This is a genomic window from Thermomonospora echinospora (genome assembly GCF_900108175.1).
GTDB lineage: Bacteria > Actinomycetota > Actinomycetes > Streptosporangiales > Streptosporangiaceae > Thermomonospora > Thermomonospora echinospora.
On the sequence record NZ_FNVO01000004.1, the window covers coordinates 114,822 to 133,374 of the forward strand.

Consider the following 18,553-nt stretch of genomic DNA (forward strand, 5'->3'; position numbering starts at 1 on the left):
CGTCGCCGGGGTTACGGGGAATCGGGATCCGGAGGGAGCAGTGCCCCTGCGGTAAGGCCCGTGGATAGTACGTCGGTTGCCGCTGTGGCGGCCTTGCCAGCTTGGCGGGCGGCGGTACGAAGGTCGTACAGATGCCGGAAGGCTTGACCGTAGCGACGCTGTTCCTTCAGCGGCAGGAGCGGCACGCGCAGCCGACGTGCGTCCAGGTGCATGGACGAGGTGCCTGTGGTGGCACGGCTCACGTTATCGGCGGCGGCGAGGAATCCCGCCAGGAACCAAGGGTCCAGACGTTCGGGATCGGCGCGCAGCAGATGCACATACGGTCCCAGTAGGCAGTTAGCGTCCTCTTCGTCGGCAACCCGCGACACCGCGCCGTGTGAGCCGAGTAGGGCGGGGAGCAGCACGTCTCCTACCTCGATGACGATGTGCGGGCCTGCTCGGAGTTCGGCGGCCTTACCTGTGGCCCGGCTGCCTGTGGCTAGGTCGTGTCCTGTCAAGACGGCCCGTTCGGCATGCTCGGCTGGGACTTCGGTGTCCTGCGGTGATCGGACGGCGCGATGCAGCGTGAGGGCGCCGCCGCGGGTCAGGTCGGCGACGGTGGCCGTGCGCCACTCGCGACGGCCATCAGCGGCCTGCCAGGTTCCGACTGCGCTCGCGGCGGACAACGCATCGACGGTTGCGGCCAGCCGATCGGCTAGTTCGGCGGCCTGACGAGCGGTCGCCACGGGGTCGGCTGGGAGAGCTGCGGCGCGGACACGGCGTGCGGGCGTGAGATCAACAAACTCGTCCAGCAGGTCGATGATGGGGACGGCCCGCGCGGTGCCCGGTTCTGCAGCGAATCCTGCGGGGTCCTCGGTGTATGCGTGCCAAGGTGTGAGCGTTGCTGTACTGAGCTCCGCCCAGTCGATCGCTTCGCGTCGACTGCGGGGCGCCTCCAGTGTGCTTCGTGATCCAGTGTCGGCGTCGGAGCCCTCGGCCGTGTCCACGAACAGCATGGTGTCCGAGACCGTGGCCGACGGGTCAGGCCGCTGGAGAACCCATAGGTGCAGGCCGATATGGAGAGGAGTGGCCGCGCCAGGCGGCAAGGCGATCACGGCCCGTACCACACCGTTCCGCAGCAGCTCTGCTCGTACACGCCGCCCTGAGGACCGGGAGGCAACGGCGGGCGGGAGCAGCATCACGGCGTACCCGCTGGGGGTGAGATGGGACAGCGCGTGCTGGACCCAGGCCAGCTCAGACTCGTTGCGAGGGGGAAGCCCGTACTCCCAGCGAGGGTCGTAGGCGAGTTCGTCGTGCCCCCAGTCGCGATCACCGTAGGGGGGATTGCACAGAACACCGTCTACGGCGACGCCCGCGAACGCGTCGGCGCGCAGGCTGTCGCCTGCGCGTATTGTGACGTCCACCTCGGGCGAATCCAGCAGCAGCCGTACGGTGCTGCGCTGTGCCTGGACGAGCAGACGGTCCTGTCCGGCCAGCGTTGAGGCACCGTGCCGGGCCGCAGCGGCCAGTAGGGTGCCACCACCACAGGCAGGGTCGAGCACTCGACCGGGATAGGTGCCCGTACGGGGCTGGAGCAAGCGCGCCATGAGGTCGCCGAGTTCCTGGGGAGTGCCGTAGGTGCCGGTGGATGCGCTGTCTTCCAGTTCCCTTTCGGCCAGCACGTCCAGAGCTGCCTGAGCGCTCTCATCTCGTACGCAGTGCAACAGGGCACGCAACGGCTCGGCGTCTTCGGTGCTGTAGCGGATGGTGCCGGCGCCCGGGATGGCTTCAGACAGGTGGAGCACCGCCTTCTGCGCGCCCGTTACGAGGTCGGTCTCGGTGAGTGTTTCGAGCTTTGCGGTGAGTTCGTCAGCGCCGATGCGGGCAGCCGCGAGAACGAGAGGGATCAGCCTGGTCCCCAGCGCACTACCTCCGGGGTAGGTGCGCAAGGCGGTGCGCAACTCCTCGGACGGTGCTGCGGTGGCCACCAGTCCACGTGCTTTCAACCAGACACGTACGGCGTGCAGGTCGTAGAGCGGGCGGGTGTCGGTGCCGCCGACCGGAGCGGGGAAGTCGTCGTGCCGCCGGCGCCAGTTGCTGACGGTGGCGCGGGTGACTCCCGCGATGCGGGAGATCTCGGCTGCGGTGACCTGCACGGACGGCGTCGCCATGGTGTTCCTGGTCTCGTAGGCGGCTGGTGATCTCCAGCTTACACAGCCTCTTGAGCATTTACTAGTTTGACAATGCTTTCACGGACCTGCTCCACTGGACTTGCTTGCGGAGTGAGATGCGCTCCGCACCACGACGGAGCCGGTCTGCTGGTGGCGCCCACGCGTCCCGCGCTCAGGGCTCTGTGACCGCACTCGATACGCGAGAGGCATCACCATGGCTTCACCCAAGGATCCGCAGAGCCCGCCCGAGACCTGGAAGAGCTCCCTCTACAGGCTCAAGACCCGTGAGGACGAAGGGCCGGACGTCGACCTGCGCAGGTTCCTCCGCAAGGGCCACCTCGAGCGTGAGGGCTACAGAGTCCAGCCCTTCGAGGTGCAGGGACTGTCGGGGCTGATGGTCACTGGCACCATCGCCCGCGGTCGGGCCGACTGGTGTGCCGCGGTCGAGCGCCTCACCGGGGTGGCGGTGCAGGAGGAGAACCGTTCCGCGGTGGGAGTCCTGCTGGTGCGGACCGAGCAGGCGACCTACGCCCTCACCTACGGCGTGGGGCGCCACATGATCGACCCGTTCCGCCTCGACTCCGGCTTCGGCCTGCAGTTCGCCACCCGCTGCCTCGACCAGGACGGCATCCTGCTGGTGCGTCGGCAGATCATGGACGCGCGTGGCCGCACCGACGAGAACGCCACGACCCGCGGTGAACGCATCGAGGACTTCGGCATCGAGCGCGTCGGGGCCATCGTCACCAAGATCAGCGGCCTGGTGTCCACGCTTTCTCTCACCTACACCAGCGGGGGCCGGCGCCGTGCGGTGCGCGTCGCGTGCCGGGACAGCTCCATCCAGCTTCCGCTGGCCACCACTCCGGCCGAGTTCCGCACCGACCTGCTGGCCATCGAAAAGGTGTGCTCCCAGCCGAATCCGCTGGCCGAGTTGCAGTTCATCGACCGCATCCGCTCCCTGCCCGGCAAGTCCGAGATCGTTCAGCATCTGGAGGCCAAGCTGGAGGAGCTGATCTCCGACCCGTCCAGCACCCGGCTGGCGCTCAGCGTCCCGAGCGAGTGCATGGACGACTTCACCAGCGCCCAGACCTTCCAGGTGAGCAAAGGCAACCAGTCCGTGACGGTTTCAGACCTGGATCTGGACGCGCTGCTGCACTTCGTCGGCGATCAGCCGCCTGGGAGCCGTCTCCGCATGCTCAAGCGGGTCCGGGTGCAGATGTTCAGCGACGCCGCCTGCGAGAACCCGGTCAGCCCCAGGGTGTCCGGACACCGCTGGCTCACCGCCGACGTGTCCGCCGGCCCCGGACGCTACTTCTACTACCAGGGCAGCTGGTACGAGATCGGCGCCGAGTATCTAGCCTTGATCGAGGAAGAGCTCACCGAACTGTTCAACCGGCCGGCGAGCGTCACTCTGCCTCCCTGGCCCAGGGAGCTGACGGGCAAGAATGTCGAGGCCGACTACAACGCCAAGGTCGCCGAGCAGGATGGCTACACCTTCTTCGACAAGAACACGGTCGTGACGAAGAAGTTCAAGGGCGGAGGCCTGGAGATCTGCGACATCCTCGGCCCGGACGACCAGCTGATCTGTGTCAAGCAGGCCGCGAAGCAGACCGCGCCGCTCAACCACCTCTTCGCTCAGGGAACGGTCGCGGTGGAGGTGCTCCGCAACGACCGGGAGGTACGCCGCAAGTTCCTGGAGGCTCTGGCCGAGCGCGCCCCGGGCCACCCGGTGGCCGAGGACCTGGGAGCCCTCACCCTGGTCTACGGCATCCTCCTCAAGGACGGCCAGAAGATCGCCGTCGACTCCCTCTTCGCGTTCGCCCAGGTGTCGCTCCTGCAGGCGGTCCACCGCCTGCGCGCCATGAACGCCCGCGTGGAAATTATCACCATCTCTCGTAGATGACCGTGATGTCCCTTCACAGCCTCATTGTCCGCATGAGTTGGATTCGATTGGCGTGATGATGGCCACCCTTACTCGAACTGTCACATTGATCTCCTTGGCATCATAAGATGTAAAGCCCCTGCGAAGTCCCATGCGTCACAACCCGGACGCGGCATTAGCTCAAACCGACACCCCAGGAGGCACGATGAGGTTGACCCAGGCCAAGGTGATCAATTTCCGTGCCCTGCAGCAAGCGACAGTTCGATTCGACGAAAGTGCGACTCTGATCGTTGGCCGGAACAACAGCGGCAAGACGTCATTGGTCAGCATCTTCGAGAAATTCTTTGGTGAGGACGACGCAAGATTCGTCCTAGAGGACTTCTCGGTACCGCGCATTGCTGACATGAAGCAGGCAATCTCACTTTATGGTGAGGCGCAGAAGAAAGCGGCAGGAGACGACCCAGATGCCGCAGAGAGGCTAACCGGTCAAGCGCTCGCACTGTTGCCGGCGATCAGGCTCCTGCTGACGATCTCTTATGCGGATACGGATGATCTGGCACCGATCAGTGCTTTGATTCTCGACCTTGATGAGACCTGCTATGAGGCCAAGCTTGAAGCCTCCCTGAGAGTGACACGTCCGCTGGATTTTCTTCAGGACGGGTGGGAAGCGTCGACCCGGCGCGACGGCCTCGACGTGGACAGATACTTGCGCCGGAGTTTCGGCGCCTACTTCGCCGTCGGTTTCCACGCCATCAGGGTGGATGCAGAGTCGCCCCAGCGTGCGGAGATCTCCAAGACGACCGCACAGCGGATCCTGTCTGTTAAGTTCATCTACGCGCAGAAGAAGTTCGACGACACCTCTGCCGACCGGACCAGGAACCTGTCCAAGACGTTCGAGGCCTACTACAAGGCCAACAGTGATGACGGCCACCACCGTAACGTTGCAGAGCTCGAGCGTGCCCTGACGTCTGCCTCGCAGGAGGTAAACCGGAACCTCGCCGAGATGTTCACCGACATTATCGATCAGTTGCCGACCTTCGGCGTGGGAACCATGCCGCCCGTGCAAAAGCTCCGTCTGGTATCCGAGATCGAGGGTGCTGGCGTTCTGCGCGGCAGTACCCGCATTCAGTACGTATCCGGAGAGAGCGAACACCCGCTCCCCGAGGGGCACAACGGCCTAGGCTACAGTAAACTCATCTTCACGATCGTCCAGATCCTCGACTTCTACCAATCCTATCGACGGTGCACACCCCGGCCTGCTCTCCAGTTGCTGTTTATCGAAGAGCCTGAAGCTCATCTACATCCACAGATGCAGGAAGTATTCATTCGGAACATCCGAGGTTTCATCGAGTGTCGTCAGGGCTGGCGAGTGCAGGCGATCGTCACTACGCACTCCTCCCATATCGTGGCGAGCAGCGGTTTTGAGTCCGTGCGGTATTTCACCGGCTCTGATGCAGGTGTCGTCGTCAAAGACCTCTCTGCGTTTCAGCACGTAGTCGGCCGTAACGTGCAGGGTGCGGAAACTCTGCGCTTCCTCCGGCAATATATGACGCTGCACCGTTGTGACATGTTCTTCGCCGATAAGGTAATTATCGTCGAAGGGGAGACGGAGCGTTTGCTGCTACCTCAAATGATCCTTAAGTGCGCCGGCCGACTCCAGCATCAGTACGTCTCTGTGATCGTGGCGGGTGACGCCTATGCCCGCCGCTTCAAAGAACTTCTCACCTTCATCGGTGTGCCTACGCTGATCATTACTGATATCGACTCCGTCGATCCCGCGCACCGTCGCAAGGCCTGCCTACCGGACTCCGTCGGCGCCGTCACCTCCAACGCGACTCTCAAAGACTGGCTCCCGGGTGAGGAGCAGATCAGCGCTCTACTGGATGCGGAGGATGCCGCAAAGGTGAGCGGCCGAGTACGGGTCGCCTATCAGGTTCCCGAGAATGCTGGGAAACGATGTGGCCGTAGCTTCGAAGAGGCCTTCATCATCGCCAACGCCGCCACTTTGGCGAAGAAGATCGATCAACTTGCGCTGAAGGCCAAGTTCACCGACGAGGTGGGTGCCTCTCTGACCGCAGAGGAGATCGCGGACAGGGCGGCCGAGATCGCGCAGAAGCTCACTGGAGAGAAAACTGATTTCGCCTTCGATATCATGCTTCTAGATGACTGGGTCGTGCCACTCTACATCCGTGAGGGGTTGGAGTGGCTGAGCTGAGTGCTGCCGCCCAGGTGGCGCAAGAAATCGACGCGAGGCGTAGCTTCCTGGTGGAAGCAGGTGCTGGCTCTGGAAAGACGCATACTCTAATTCAGGCTCTGCAGTACCTTCTCGGAAACCGCCGGAGCAAGCTGGCCTGGGAAGGTCGAAAGATCGCTTGCATCACGTACACCAATGTGGCGAAAGAACAGATCATCGAGCGTATCGCGGACGACCCATTGGTCTATGTCGGCACGATTCACGAATTTTTGTGGAGTGCTATTGAGGGATTTCAGAAGCAACTCCGCGAGGAGATTCCGGACTACAACAACTCTCTCCGCAAACCCGAGGATCTCACGGATTGGCCAGCGGATATCCAGATCGTGTACAGCGATCGCGGGCGTCGTCTTCGGGATGGGAGGATCTCCCATGACGACGTCCTCGAACTTGCCTATCGCCTCGTCTCGCGCCGTCCCAAGCTAGCGCGGATTATCGCGGATCGATATCCTGTGATCTTTGTTGACGAGTACCAGGACACGGCTCCCCTGACCATTAGGCTGCTACTGGATCATCTCGCTGCTGTTCGACCCGACCGTTGCGTGATTGGTCTCTTCGGCGATTCGATGCAGCAGATCTACCGACATGGAGTAGGCGTCGTACTGGACTCGAAGCTCACTCGTATCACTAAGCACGAGAACTATCGTTCCGCCAAGCCGATCGTGGATGTGCTCAACAAAATCCGACCAGAACTTCCGCAGCAGGCGGTTGGGGGACGGCAGGAGGGTGAGGTCCACCTATTTTTGAACGCGGGCCACCCGCCGGGCTCCGCTCGACTGGAATCCGCTCGAGCAACCTTGGCAGCATTGAGCTGGCCACATGAGGACATCAAATACCTGATGCTTACGCATCGAGGTATCGCCGACACACTGGACTATCCGAGCCTGCTCAAGATTTATCGCGAGCGTGGCCCTTATGGTCGTGACGATCTGATGGAAGGTACGGAGCTCTTCGTTAAGTATATACTGCAGATAGAGGCCCTTTGCGGCAGCTACGAGGCGAAGAACTATGCGGAGCTGTCCCAGTTGCTGGGGTTGGGATCCAGGCCAATTATCCGGCACTCCCAAAAAGCTGAGATTGCCCAGTCTCTTCATGACATCCTCGTGATGAGGAAAACCGGGAAAATCGGCGAGGTGCTCGACGCGGTGCACGGTAGTGGATTGCTGAGCAAGCCCAGGGAGATCAGGGAAATTGAGCGGAGTATCGGCTCTAGTAATCTCGACGGACGGTCTCAGCGGGACACGGAGTTCGCACAGAAGCTGCGCGATATTTCCTACCAGGAGGTGATCGCGTACATGCACTTCAAGAACGAACGTACGCCCTTCTCTACCCAGCACGGCGTCAAAGGTGACGAGTTTGATAATGTAGTTGTTGTTATCGACGACGGGGTCTGGAACCAGTACAATATGGGTAAGATGCTGGCGGGCTCCGACATCGAGTCGCGTAGGCAGCGCTCCAGAAACCTCTTCTATGTGTGTTGCTCACGTGCCCGACAGCGCCTCGCTGTCGTCTTTCTGACCGACCTGCCACCTGAGGCTAAACCTGTGGCCCGTGACTGGTTCGCCAGCGGTATTGTCCATCCCTGACTTAGTGGGTGGGCCTATTGAGGCCTGACGGTTCCGTGCGTACCGGCTCGCATCGTCTCCGGGAGTAGTGGGACATGCCCCACCAGCATCCTTGGCCGGCTAGGTATGACGGTTGTGCTTATAACTAGCTGCGAAGTGTCGCAGACTCCTCAAGGAATATTGTCACCACTCGACTCAGGCAATGTTAGTGTGCTCTATCCTCAGGTTTCTCTGGGATCTAGGTGTGATGACGACCGCGCCCTATGCCGCTCTCGGTGGCACCCAGTGATAGCTGGCCTCGAGCGAGCCTCGCTGATTACCTCTGAGGATTTGGCCTTTGACCTGAGTAAGTGATCTTTGATTGAAGATTTTCTGATACTATGACTCTGTGATTGATTACTCAAAAGCAAGTCATGTGATTAGAATCTTCAATCTTTCCTTTCCTGTGGAAGTGGAAGTGGATCGAGAGTGGGTGTTGTGGCACATCTCTGAGTTGGGCGTGCTGGTTCCACTGCGACTCGGTGACGGTGAGCCAAAATATCTAAATGGTGAAGCTGCAGACTTTGACAGCACTCGGTTTTTGGCGGACTGCCTATCGTTTGATCATGACCTCCCAACAGTAGTGTTGCCGTTTTTTGAACAGTCCCATCTGCATGCACCTTATGAGCCTATTGGGTCACATGTGCCCTGGCGAAATTCGGGGCAGGGCTATCTAGAAGTGCTACAGATGGCTGCCGATCAAGTCACCCAACTCAGATTTAGTGATCCTCTTCAGGTGCGATATTCCGAGGAGGGAGATCCTCTGACTAGGTTCAAGCAGCGTTTCGATGGGAAGGGGGAGCCGCTTGGGCTCTACGCTATGGCGATACGCCAAGTAGATGTTCTTGCAGAGTATCTTTTCTTGTATCGCATCGCAGAGTGGGCGGATCGAAAGAACGGAAAAACTTTCATTGGGATGTACTTGGACTTGATTCATGACTATGATTTCGGGGAGCTTTGGACAATTTCGCCACCGATTGGACCGGCGGCTGACCAGCCAGAGATAAATGTGTTTGATGTCTACCGCGAGCAGGCGCTGGGAAGGATTGAATCCTTGCGTACCGCAGGAGTTGATGTGGCAGATTGGTTGTATGGCTTTCGGAACAGGCTTGCTCATGGCAAGGAAGGCATAATGGTGAGAGAGTTTGGGATGGATGCTGATGCTGTTGCAGCGGATCTTCCGCTTCTCAAGCTTCTGGCGCGAATAGCGATTGAGAGTGGATGAGAATTTTGCTTAGGGTATTATTTCGTGGCTGGATATTCTTGGTCTATTTCCCTGTAGGCAAGTTGAATGATCTGTCTATAGGGTTCTTATGGGTGTTCATTTTTGGGAGTCGTGAAGCGATAGGTGGCGCAGCAGATCGACTAGGAGTTGGTAAGTTTCGGGGGCGGGTTCAGTGTCGAGGGTGGCTAGGCGAGTGACGGAGAGTTGGTAAGTGCGGCGGACGGCATCAGGGCGGCCGAGATCGGCTTGTAGACGCATGACTGATTGATAGAGGGGCTCGGAGTAGGGGTCGTGCTTGAGTGCCTGTTCCATGATGGTCAAGGCCTGATCGGGGTGGTCCGCTTGCGTGAGGTTGGCTAGGTAAATCAAGGCATCTATAGCGGTGCGGCGTAGATGCTCGCGGTGGGCTTCGGCCCAGTCGTGAGCGAGGTCGGTGGCGAAGTCCGCGGTGTAGAGGGCGGGGATGGGCTGTAGAGCCTTGAGGCGGGCGGGGCCAGCGGGGGCTTGGCGGGCCTGCGTCAGGGTGGCCTCCAGGTGCCAGAGGTCTACGTCGATGAGGTGGGGGTCGAGGCGGTAGCGGGTGCCGGCATGGATGACGAACATGGGTTCGCGGAGGCCGGTGGCCTGGCGCAGTGTCTTGCGGATGTTGTTGATGGCGGTGTGGAGCGTCGTGGTGGCGGCTTTGGGGGTGTGGTCGGGCCAGAGGGCGGTGGTGGCTTGTTCACGGGTGGCGCCGTTGAGGTGCAGGGCCAGGTAGGCGAGGAGTTCGCGGGCGTTGCGGCGTAGGCCGGTGTCGATGGGGTTGCCGGCGGCCTCCAGGCGTACGGGGCCGAGGACATGGAGCTTGACCAGGCGTTCGCTGGCCTGGAGGGGGTTGGGCGGTGCCGGTTCGGGGTGGCCGGGTTCTGGGGCTCTGGGTGTGGAGATGGGGACTGGTTCGTCGTCGGGGATGTGGGCGGTGCGGAGGGTTTGGAGTAGGTCGTGGGTGTCGGGCCCGGTGACCTTGAACAGGCGGGTACCGGTGAGGGCGTCGGCGTGGGGGCCTTGGGCGTGGGTGGTGTCGTCGTCGGTGATGTGCAGGGTGGTTGCGGCGGGCCAGGGGGCGAGGACGATGGCGGCGATGGCGTAGCGGCTCCCGAGCTGGATGAGGGTGTGTAGGGCTTGGCTGGGCTCGGTGGTGATGACGGCCAGACTGGGGAAGGGCTCGCTGGGGTCGGTGGTGCGTAGGGCGGGGACGTCGGGTTGGTCGGCGTTGTCGAGGAGCCGGGCGCGGTGGATGGTCTCGGTTTCCAGGTGGGTGATGGCCGCGGCCGGTGTGGGGGTGATGATGAGGCCGGGCTTGGCTGTTGCCAGGGCGGTGAGGTCGGTCTTGGGGAACAGCACTTGGGCCACGGGTTCGGGGATGACGAGTTCGGCGCGGTCACGGTGTGAGGTGGCGAGTAGTTCGGTGGCGATGGCTCGGGCGACGTCGGGGGCTCCCGTGCCGGTGAGGCCTAGCCCTAGACCTGGCAGTGGGACGGTTACCTCTTGGCCGTTGCGGATGCCGAGGGTGAGTCGGTCGGGTGCCGGTAGAGCGAGGTCCTGTTCGATGAGTTCGGCGTCGGTGGGGATCGGCTGGTCTTGTTCGGCGTAGGTGTCGAGGTGGGCTTTGCGGACCTTGGCTGCGGCTGCAGGTGGTGTGGGGTTGGGTGCGGGTTGGTCAGGCCAGGTGGTGCCGTAGGTGCGTCGGCGGCGGCGTTGTAGGCGGGTGGCGGCTATGGCGATGCTGATCGCGGTGGCCAGGCCGATGCCTACGTGTGTGCCGGTGGGCAGGGTGACGGTGAACGGCGGGGCGTTGTTGCGCTCGCTGGTCGTCTGTCGCGGTGCGGGTGTGGGTGCGTGGCCATGGCCGGTGGATGACTGCGGGGGCGTGGATGCCACCGAGGTGGACGGCCGGGTGGTTGACGGACGGTCGGGACGCTGCGGGGACGGTGACTGAGCCGGGGGGATTGCGTCCGGAGACGTGGCCTGGTCTGTCGGGGTGGCCCCGGTGGTCCGTTCCTGCGGGTGGTCGATGCGTGGCGTGGTGCGCTGAACGTCCCGGCGGGGCGGGGGCGTGTCGTCTACTGGATAGGGGATACGAACTCGTTGACCGGGGTGGATGCGGTCCGGATCGGTCAGCTTCGACAGTCCCTGCGGTTGGTCGAGGTTCTCGCTGGCCCGGAAGATGCGCGGGTAGAGCCGACCCGCGCCGTACTCACGGCGGGCGATGCTCCACAGCGTGTCACCTCGCTTGACAACGCGCGTGCGCCAGCGCCGCGGTGACTCCTCACCTGTGGTCGGTGCCACAGGAGCCGCCGACTCCTGCGCCGAGCCAGCAGACGGAATGCCTGTCTGGTCGACGGTGATGGGTACGGCGTGCGCGACCGGTGTTGCGGACGGACCGGTGAGGCTTGCGGTCGTTCCGAAGAGCAGGGCGGCCATGGCCACCAGGTCGCGTGCCAGGTACTGCACCGGGCGGGCCAGCCCGGGTAGACGCGGCACGGGGCGACCCGCCAGGTAGCCGACCACTTCCGCAGCGACGAGACCGACCAGGAAAAGCCAGGCCGCCCAGCCCATCAGCCGGATCACTCCGAGGAACAGGCTGTGATCAGTGTCCGGCCGCATCAACGCGCCCGACACCTGCGACCAGGTAGGCAGGCCGTCTGGAATCGGTGACCCGCCCACGACGTACAGGCCGACTGGCACGGCGACGAACAGCACGGCCAAGGCGGCGAGCGCACCCAGACCGCGCCAGACGTCGGAAGCACGAGCAGTTCGCGGGCGGGTCATGGCTGGCGGGCTCCTTCTACTCCGGTGGTCAGGTCGGCGACCGCCTCAGCCTCGGCGCGCAGGGTCGAGACACCAATGACCGGCAGGAAAAGAGCCGACTTGGTCACCGTGACGTGCACACGGATGGCTCTCGGCCCGGCCACGGTGACGGCGCCCGAATAACCTCCGGCGCGGAGATACCGCTGGGCGGCACGTATCGCCGCCTGCCGGTCGACGACGAAGCGCCCGCCTCCGTACGCCCGGTCGAGGTCAACCTGTCCGGCGCCGGCGCGGGCCGCCTCCTGGGCGGCGATGCCGGCGTCATGGCGGGCTTCCAGCTTGCGTTCGAAGTCGACCACCGCGCCGAAGAACACCAGCACGACCAGCGAGATGATGACGGCGAACACGCTCAACGCGCCTCGATCTGACGCGTCTCGCGCCAGTACCGCATCCCATCGTTGCCGTAACCGCATGAACGTCACCGCCCTCGATAGGGATCGACAGGAGAACGGTGGGTTCTGGTGACGGTCCGAGATCCGGGCATCCCCGGGAGCGCGATGTCGCTCAGTGCGACGACGCAGCGGACCCGGGCGGCCACCGTCCCCTCCCTGCCCACCGGACGGGCGAAGCCGGACAGGTCAAGGGCGACCTGCGGCGTACAGTGCAGCCCCTTGTCCCGCAGGGTGGCCAGAGCACTGGCGGTCGCGTCGGCTCGCGCCTGAGAAGCGGTACGGGCGATGGACGCATGACGCGCGGCATCCGCGGCGGCCTGACTGACCACCGCGCTCCCGTGCTGGATCCGCATCGCGACCAGCAACGCGGCAAGGAACAGCACGAACAGCGGCGCCAGGATCGCCGCTTCCACGACCGCGTTCCCGGCGTCATCGCGGCACCGGACACGTCGGCGCGGACAGATGGCAGGCACGGTCATGGCTGCTGCGGGGTGGTGAAGCGTTCACGGGCACCTCGCGCCGTCCGGGACACGGCGATGCGCATCCCGGGCAGCACGGTCGGCGCGTGCCCGGTCACGCGAACGGTAATGGTGGTCGCACCGCTGACCGACACCGCCGGGTTCAACAGCACGGGCTCCCGGCGGGCGAAGCCACCGGCCGCCGCCCGCCCCGTCGCGTGCGAGCCCCGATGCGCTCGCGCGACCCGAAGCCCTTCCTCGGCCGCCGCCTGAGCCACGTCACGGGCGACCGACACCATGACCGCCTGCGCCAGCGCCAGGAACAGCGTGGCGATCGCCGGAAAGATGATGGCGATGGTCACCGAAGACGAGCCCCGGTCGTCAGGCCGCCAGGTCATGGCCATGCTCACCCGGGGATCTTGTTGATCCAGTTCTGCACCTTGCCGGAGACGGCGAGGTAGATGGTGAACGCTAGGCCGGCGAAGCCCGCCACGATGATGATGGTCTCCACAACATTGGAGCCCCGTGCAGAGTCCTCACGCAGATCTCGCCGGGTACGTGCCACCCGGTCCGCCCAGAACGACGAGACAACCGCCGCCGCGGCGTAGGGGAGCATGCGTAGCCGTCGCATCGAAGACGCCTCCAAGAAAGATCAGCCCGAGCCCAGAAGCCGGGAGAAGAACGGAAAGCCGACCAGAATCACGAAGCCGAGCATCAGCAGGGAGGTCGGCACCCACATGGCGGTCGTACGGGAGTTGGCCTCCGACCGGGCGGCAGCCGAGGCCTCGTGCCGCATGGAGGCGATCTTGGCGACCAGGACGTCATGCATCTTGGCGCCCTCGCCGCCGGCGATCTCGGCCGTGTGCGCCAGATCGATCAGGTCCCGGACGTCGATGTCCTCACCGAGCCGCGCCAGCGCCCGCCACGGCTGCTGCTGGGCGTGACGCGCCCGGGTCAACGCCTGGTGCACCCGCTGGAACGGCCACCCATCGGCGACCTTGGCCGGATCCTCCAAGGCTGAGTTCAGGGCCGCGCCCGACTCCCGTTCCAGCACGACGAGCTGCAGATAGGAGGTGAACGCATACCGGAAGTCCCGCCTGCGCCGGCGAGCCTCCGACCGTACGTTCCAGTCCGGAACGAACGACAGCCCCACGCCCAGCGCCAGGCTGGCCAGCACCGGCAGCGTCCACGACACCGCGCCACCGACGAGCGCCACCAGCCCGAAGAACACCGACGGCATGACCAGACCGGTCAAGAACAAGGCGAGCTTGTCCAGCATGAACCGCTCGACCGCGCGGTCCAGCAACGCCAGGTCACCACGCGGTACGGCCAGCATCCCCGCAGGCCGAGCCAGATGATCGGCCAGCCACCGGCCCAGGTCCTCCCACCCACCGGCAGGACGCGACGGAGCCGAGGGCAGCGGCGTGGCCTGGATCCGAGCGAGCGCGGCCTCCAGACGCGGCGGTCCCGGCCACAACTCCCGAACGACGATGAGAATCCCGCAGGCCGTCAGGAGACCGGCCACGACGGCGAGCGCGGTCACCGCCCAGCCTCCGCCCGGTCGCCCCGCAGGAAGCGGGCACCGGTAGACAGTGCCGACAGCCGCCGCATCCACCACAACCCCACGGCGTAGATCCCGGCGACCACGCCCAGCACCGCCTGCCCCAACGGCGTCCCATAGGGCGCGGCGAGCGTCTGCGACATGATGAACAGCGCACTCAACGCCCCGATCGACAAGACGATGACCAGCAGCGTCGTACGCAGGCTCGCGCGTTCGGCCTCAACCTGGCGGCGGACGATGACCTCCTGTTCCACCGCGTCGGCCAGCAGGCTCAACGCCTCCCGGGTACCCGGCCCGCGGCGCTTGGCGGCCAGGACCAGAGCGCAGGCGATCAGGTCCCCGATCGGGTCGTCCAGGTCATCGGCGAACGCGCGAAGCGCCTGCTCGGTGTTGGCGCGGTTGTTGAGCCGATCAGCCAGTATCCCGACCGGCTCCCTGATGGCCTGCGGAGCGACCCGGGCACTGTCGGCAAGGGCCTGCTCCAACCCACGGCTGGCACCCATCACCTCGGCCAGCCGCCGCGCCCATGCCGCCAACGCCTCCAGCCGGGCGATCCGCTGCTGCGGTTCCCGCCCCGACAGCATTGGCGGCAGCACGTACCCGGCCGCCCCGACCGCCACGGCCGCCACCGGCCACCGCAGGGCCAGCAACACCGCCAGCCCGGCCACCACCGCCCCGGCCAGCCGCTTACGCCGTGCCGGTGATGCCGCGCCGCGTATCCACAGCCGTAACCGGGATGGTGGACGGCCGCTGCGTGGCTGTGGGGTGACACCCGCGATGCCCGCTCCCAGGACGAGGAGACCCACAGCGGCACAACCTCCCGCGCATACCGCCAGCAGCACCATCAGGCCCAGCCCCCGCCATCAGGAGCCAACAACGCGGGATCGAACCCACACGCTGACAGCTCGGCCAGCAGCTCGGCGCTGATGTGCCCGCCGCTCGGCGTGGCCCGACCGCCAGGGCCGGGGACGAAGATGTGGTTACGGGCCGGCTCCACCGAGTCGCCCGGAGGGCGGACCTCCATCACCTGCGACACATACCGAGCGTTGGTCACCGGATCGCGCTGGACGTAGACGACGAGCGGTTCGGCAAGCCCGAACATCAGATGCAGGTCCTCAGGGCTGAGCCCGAGGTCGGCGCGGCGGCCGAGCTGGACGACCCGGTTGAAGACATGCTCGGGGCGGTGAACGTGCAGCGTGCACATCGAGCCGCGCGCCCCGCTGTACATCACCTCCAGCATCGGCGCCAGCTCCCCGTGCCGGGCCTCACCCACGATCACCCGATCCGGATTCAGCCGCAGGCAGGCCGGCACCAGGTCCTGCAGCCGCACCTGGCCGGCGCCTTCGGCATTGGCCTGCCGCGCCTCCAAAGCGACCACGTCATGGTGCCGATGCGCCAGCCGCGGATCGTCGAGGAACAGCTCGAAGTCGCTTTCCAGCGTGATGATCCGCTCATCGGCCGGGATCTCGTTGGCCAGCGCCCGGACGAGGGTGGTCTTGCCGGTGTTGACCTCCCCGCACACGATGACGTTGCGCCGGGCCCGGATCGCCGCCCGCAAGAACTGCTCCAGCGGCCCGGTCAACGTGCCCAGGCCGGTCAGCTGCTCAAGGGCGATGTCCACCAGCCGGTGCACACGGATCGCCAGATGCGGATGCCGCGACACCCAGTGCACCACCGCCAGCCGCACCCCATCGACCAACGCCACGTCCAGCAACGGGTTGGCGTGGGAGAACTCCCGACCGCTGTTGCCCCGCCGGGCCAGCAGCTGAATCCACTCCACCAAGTCCTCGTCAGTGGCGGCGACCGGCGGGCCGGGCTCCTTGGCGCCGTTGGTGTAGGTGATCCAGGTCTGCCGGCAGCCGTTGACGACGATGTTCTCCACGTCCGAACGTTCCAGGAACGGCTGCAACGGCCCCAGCCCGAACCGGTGGTCGAACACCGCCTGCGCCATCCGCCGCTGTTCCTCGGCCGACAGCAACCGGCGCCCGGCCACCATCTGCTCGTGCGCCCACATCTGCACCTGAGCGGCGATCAGTTGCCGGGCCTCGTCCCGGTCCACGTCGTCGCCGAGCACGTCCGCCAGCTGCTGGCCGACCTGACGCACCGCCGCCCACACATCCACCGGTCCGGTAGACGCACCGTCCCCGTTGGCCGCGAGGGAATCGGAAAGGGTGTGGCCGACGGCATCGAGCCCGGCCCAGCCGTAACCCGTCACCGGCCGCCTCCCAACGTCACCGGGGCTGACGTGCTCGGTTCCCCGTCTGGGACGAGGCGTTCTGCAACGGCCTTGCGCATGCGCTTGCCCAGGCCGTCCACCGCCCGCATCAGCAGTGAGGTCTTGAACGTCAGGCGTGGCGGCGCGCCATCGGACAACACCCGGGCGTCGGCCATCGCATACGGCAGTTCGGCGAACACCGGCAGTTCCAGCACGCGCCGTACGTCCGCAATGCTGTAGGAGCCGTCCTCGATGACGCACAACCCGACCGGCACCTGCTCACCGACCAGGCCCCGCAGCACCTCCAACCGCGGGACGGCGGCGTCCACCTGCGCCAAGGTGCGGCGCAGCACCACCACGACCGCATCGGCCGCCGCCAGCAACGCGACCGGAGTGTCCGGGCCGCCGACGCGCCCCAGGTCGGCGATCACATCTCCCTCGACGGCCGTGAACGCCTCGGCAAGCGGTCGCCACAACGACGCGAGCTGCTGGACGTGGCGGGGATCGCGGATCCCGTGCAGCAGCTCCGCCTCGCCGTCGCCCAGAGGAAGGGCGTACTCGGCCAAGGACGCGGCGGCGGCGTGGGGATCGGGCTCCATCGCCATCGCCAGCCCGAGCAGCCCCGGTCCCGGTGCCTGCCGCAGGCGCTCGGCCATGAAGCCCGGCAGGACGCGGCGTCCCGCCGGATCGCACTCGGCCAGCAGCACCTTGCCCGGCCAAGTGAGCGCCAGCCCCAGCGCCGTCGTGGTCACCCCGGGCGCTCCGCCGGGGGAGATCAGGCAGTACAACGCCATGCTCAGCCCCTCCTCGCGGTGACCACCAGCGCCACCAGCTCGGCCGCCGCCTGCCGTGCCACCGTGCTGCTGTGGGCATCGGCCACCAGCAGCGACACCGACACCGTGCCTTCGGTGTCCGGCTCGCCCACCTGGTCGACGACCGCCGGAACCTCACCCGAGCCCGCACGCCTCGGGGAACCGTTGGCGGTCGCGTCATGGCCGCCGTTGCTGCCGGGGGTGAAGACCACCCGCACCCGCCAGCCCGGAGCCAGCCCAGCCGGCACCTGGCTCGGTTTGAGCGGCACCGTCACCAACGCCTCCCCAGGCTGGGGGGCCACCTGCGCCGTCACCTGCGAGGTCGCCAACAGCGTCCCCTTGCGCAGCCCCACCGCCGCCTGGCGGCCCACCACCTCATCCAGCTGGTGGGCCGGGATCGTCTGCACCGCATCCACCGCCACTTGGGCAACGTCCAGGTCAGCGCGGCTGATCTGCTGCCCCACCGGCACATCACGAGCGACCCGCACCACCGACACCCGATGGCCGGCACTCTGGAACAGGTACACGTTCGTCAGCACCGCCAGGACCGTCAGCGTCACCCCGGCCGCGATCCACCCCGGCCGCCGCTGCCGCGCCAACCGTCCGGACGGCCGCCGCAACGGCCCGCGTCCTACCGCAACATCCCCTGCCTCCCTCGGCCCCGGGACCGTGGGTGGTCTCCTGTCGGTCGATGCCATCGGATCCCCGCCTTCACCTGTACAAGCTCTGCGCCTCGACCACCCGGACCGGGAAGCTCACCGAACGACTCAGCGGCGGCAACACCCCGCCCGTTCCACCGGAGCCGGTCCACGTCCCGCCCCACACCACCGTTGCCCGCACCCGATACGCACCTCCCGGCCGCCTGAACGATGACCGCGTGAAGGTGTAAGAACAGTCCGTCCGCTGCGAGACCGCAGGTCGCGACGGGTCATAGGCGGTGCCGGACCCGGAGCAGCGCACCGGCCGCTGCCCACCTCCGGGCTCGATCGTCAAGTTCTGCGGCCGGGCGGTGACCTCGATCCACACCCCGCCCGCCTCGGCACGACCGGTCAACGGCCGCCAGTTCGCCACCCAGAACCAGTGCGGCAACCCCACCAGGCCATCACGCCCCCGAGGCGGAGCCGTCCGCACCACCGGCGCCGGAACCGGCAACCGC

The 18,553-nt window shown here is 65.5% G+C and carries 15 protein-coding genes; 4 read left to right on the forward strand and 11 right to left on the reverse strand.

From position 1 onward, the window contains the following. Nucleotides 1-11: 11 nt before the first annotated feature. On the reverse strand, nucleotides 12-2,150 hold the full coding sequence (locus tag C4U03_RS10760; RefSeq protein WP_103937591.1) for an N-6 DNA methylase: 2,139 nt from the start codon (nucleotides 2,148-2,150) through the stop codon (nucleotides 12-14). A 214-nt stretch (nucleotides 2,151-2,364) separates the two neighbouring features. Here C4U03_RS10760 and C4U03_RS10765 point away from each other — a divergent pair, with 214 nt between their 5' ends. The 4 genes from C4U03_RS10765 to mauJ all read left to right on the forward strand — a co-directional run bounded on the left by C4U03_RS10765 (nucleotide 2,365) and on the right by mauJ (nucleotide 9,109). Continuing rightward, nucleotides 2,365-4,050 carry a DUF6119 family protein gene (locus C4U03_RS10765; protein ID WP_103937592.1) on the forward strand — a complete coding sequence of 562 codons (1,686 nt, stop codon included), beginning with the start codon at nucleotides 2,365-2,367 and terminating at the stop codon, nucleotides 4,048-4,050. Nucleotides 4,051-4,234: 184 nt separating this feature from the next. After that, nucleotides 4,235-6,244, forward strand: coding sequence for an ATP-dependent nuclease (locus C4U03_RS10770; protein ID WP_103937593.1), 2,010 nt, complete (start codon nucleotides 4,235-4,237; stop codon nucleotides 6,242-6,244). Continuing rightward, nucleotides 6,232-7,866: a UvrD-helicase domain-containing protein gene (locus C4U03_RS10775; RefSeq protein WP_103937594.1), complete on the forward strand. Its 1,635-nt coding sequence runs from the start codon at nucleotides 6,232-6,234 to the stop codon at nucleotides 7,864-7,866. Before C4U03_RS10770 ends, C4U03_RS10775 begins: the two co-directional genes overlap by 13 nt. 367 nt (nucleotides 7,867-8,233) lie before the next feature. Continuing rightward, entirely contained in the window at nucleotides 8,234-9,109 is an 876-nt protein-coding gene (mauJ, locus tag C4U03_RS39855; RefSeq protein ID WP_146087324.1) for a methylamine utilization protein MauJ, read from the forward strand. Nucleotides 9,110-9,205: 96 nt separating this feature from the next. On the opposite strand, the gene C4U03_RS42445 is transcribed toward mauJ, so the two are convergent. From C4U03_RS42445 to C4U03_RS10825, 10 genes are all read right to left on the reverse strand, one after another. Next, nucleotides 9,206-11,851, reverse strand: coding sequence for a BTAD domain-containing putative transcriptional regulator (locus C4U03_RS42445; protein ID WP_268817504.1), 2,646 nt, complete (start codon nucleotides 11,849-11,851; stop codon nucleotides 9,206-9,208). 65 nt (nucleotides 11,852-11,916) lie between these two features. Beyond that, nucleotides 11,917-12,372, reverse strand: a complete 456-nt coding sequence (locus C4U03_RS10785) for a pilus assembly protein TadG-related protein (RefSeq protein ID WP_235017813.1) — start codon at nucleotides 12,370-12,372, stop codon at nucleotides 11,917-11,919. Nucleotides 12,373-12,377: 5 nt separating this feature from the next. Beyond that, on the reverse strand, nucleotides 12,378-12,764 hold the full coding sequence (locus tag C4U03_RS10790; protein ID WP_160146953.1) for a pilus assembly protein: 387 nt from the start codon (nucleotides 12,762-12,764) through the stop codon (nucleotides 12,378-12,380). A 62-nt stretch (nucleotides 12,765-12,826) separates the two neighbouring features. Then, nucleotides 12,827-13,213: a pilus assembly protein TadE gene (locus C4U03_RS10795; RefSeq protein WP_103937598.1), complete on the reverse strand. Its 387-nt coding sequence runs from the start codon at nucleotides 13,211-13,213 to the stop codon at nucleotides 12,827-12,829. A 2-nt stretch (nucleotides 13,214-13,215) separates the two neighbouring features. Continuing rightward, on the reverse strand, nucleotides 13,216-13,440 hold the full coding sequence (locus C4U03_RS39860) for a hypothetical protein (protein ID WP_146087325.1): 225 nt from the start codon (nucleotides 13,438-13,440) through the stop codon (nucleotides 13,216-13,218). A 21-nt stretch (nucleotides 13,441-13,461) separates the two neighbouring features. Beyond that, entirely contained in the window at nucleotides 13,462-14,352 is an 891-nt protein-coding gene (locus C4U03_RS10800; protein WP_103937599.1) for a hypothetical protein, read from the reverse strand. Then, nucleotides 14,349-15,176, reverse strand: a complete 828-nt coding sequence (locus tag C4U03_RS10805; protein ID WP_160146954.1) for a type II secretion system F family protein — start codon at nucleotides 15,174-15,176, stop codon at nucleotides 14,349-14,351. Before C4U03_RS10805 ends, C4U03_RS10800 begins: the two co-directional genes overlap by 4 nt. Nucleotides 15,177-15,214: 38 nt before the next feature. Beyond that, nucleotides 15,215-16,474: a CpaF family protein gene (locus C4U03_RS10815; RefSeq protein WP_160146955.1), complete on the reverse strand. Its 1,260-nt coding sequence runs from the start codon at nucleotides 16,472-16,474 to the stop codon at nucleotides 15,215-15,217. Between the two features lie 107 nt (nucleotides 16,475-16,581). Beyond that, nucleotides 16,582-17,379 (reverse strand): hypothetical protein, encoded by a 798-nt coding sequence (locus tag C4U03_RS10820; protein WP_103937603.1) that lies wholly within the window; start codon nucleotides 17,377-17,379, stop codon nucleotides 16,582-16,584. Nucleotides 17,380-17,381: 2 nt separating this feature from the next. Further along, entirely contained in the window at nucleotides 17,382-17,957 is a 576-nt protein-coding gene (locus tag C4U03_RS10825) for an SAF domain-containing protein (protein WP_160146956.1), read from the reverse strand. Nucleotides 17,958-18,553 lie beyond the last annotated feature (596 nt).

What these genes read in the sequence shown, in the direction of transcription:
- C4U03_RS10770 (WP_103937593.1), top strand. Translation starts at nt 4,235, where the DNA reads ATGAGGTTGACCCAGGCCAAGGTGATCAATTTCCGTGCCCTGCAGCAA.
- C4U03_RS10785 (WP_235017813.1), bottom strand. Translation starts at nt 12,372, where the DNA reads ATGCGGTTACGGCAACGATGGGATGCGGTACTGGCGCGAGACGCGTCA.
- C4U03_RS39860 (WP_146087325.1), bottom strand. Translation starts at nt 13,440, where the DNA reads ATGCGACGGCTACGCATGCTCCCCTACGCCGCGGCGGCGGTTGTCTCG.
- C4U03_RS10795 (WP_103937598.1), bottom strand. Translation starts at nt 13,213, where the DNA reads ATGGCCATGACCTGGCGGCCTGACGACCGGGGCTCGTCTTCGGTGACC.
- C4U03_RS10820 (WP_103937603.1), bottom strand. Translation starts at nt 17,379, where the DNA reads ATGGCGTTGTACTGCCTGATCTCCCCCGGCGGAGCGCCCGGGGTGACC.
- C4U03_RS10765 (WP_103937592.1), top strand. Translation starts at nt 2,365, where the DNA reads ATGGCTTCACCCAAGGATCCGCAGAGCCCGCCCGAGACCTGGAAGAGC.
- C4U03_RS10760 (WP_103937591.1), bottom strand. Translation starts at nt 2,150, where the DNA reads ATGGCGACGCCGTCCGTGCAGGTCACCGCAGCCGAGATCTCCCGCATC.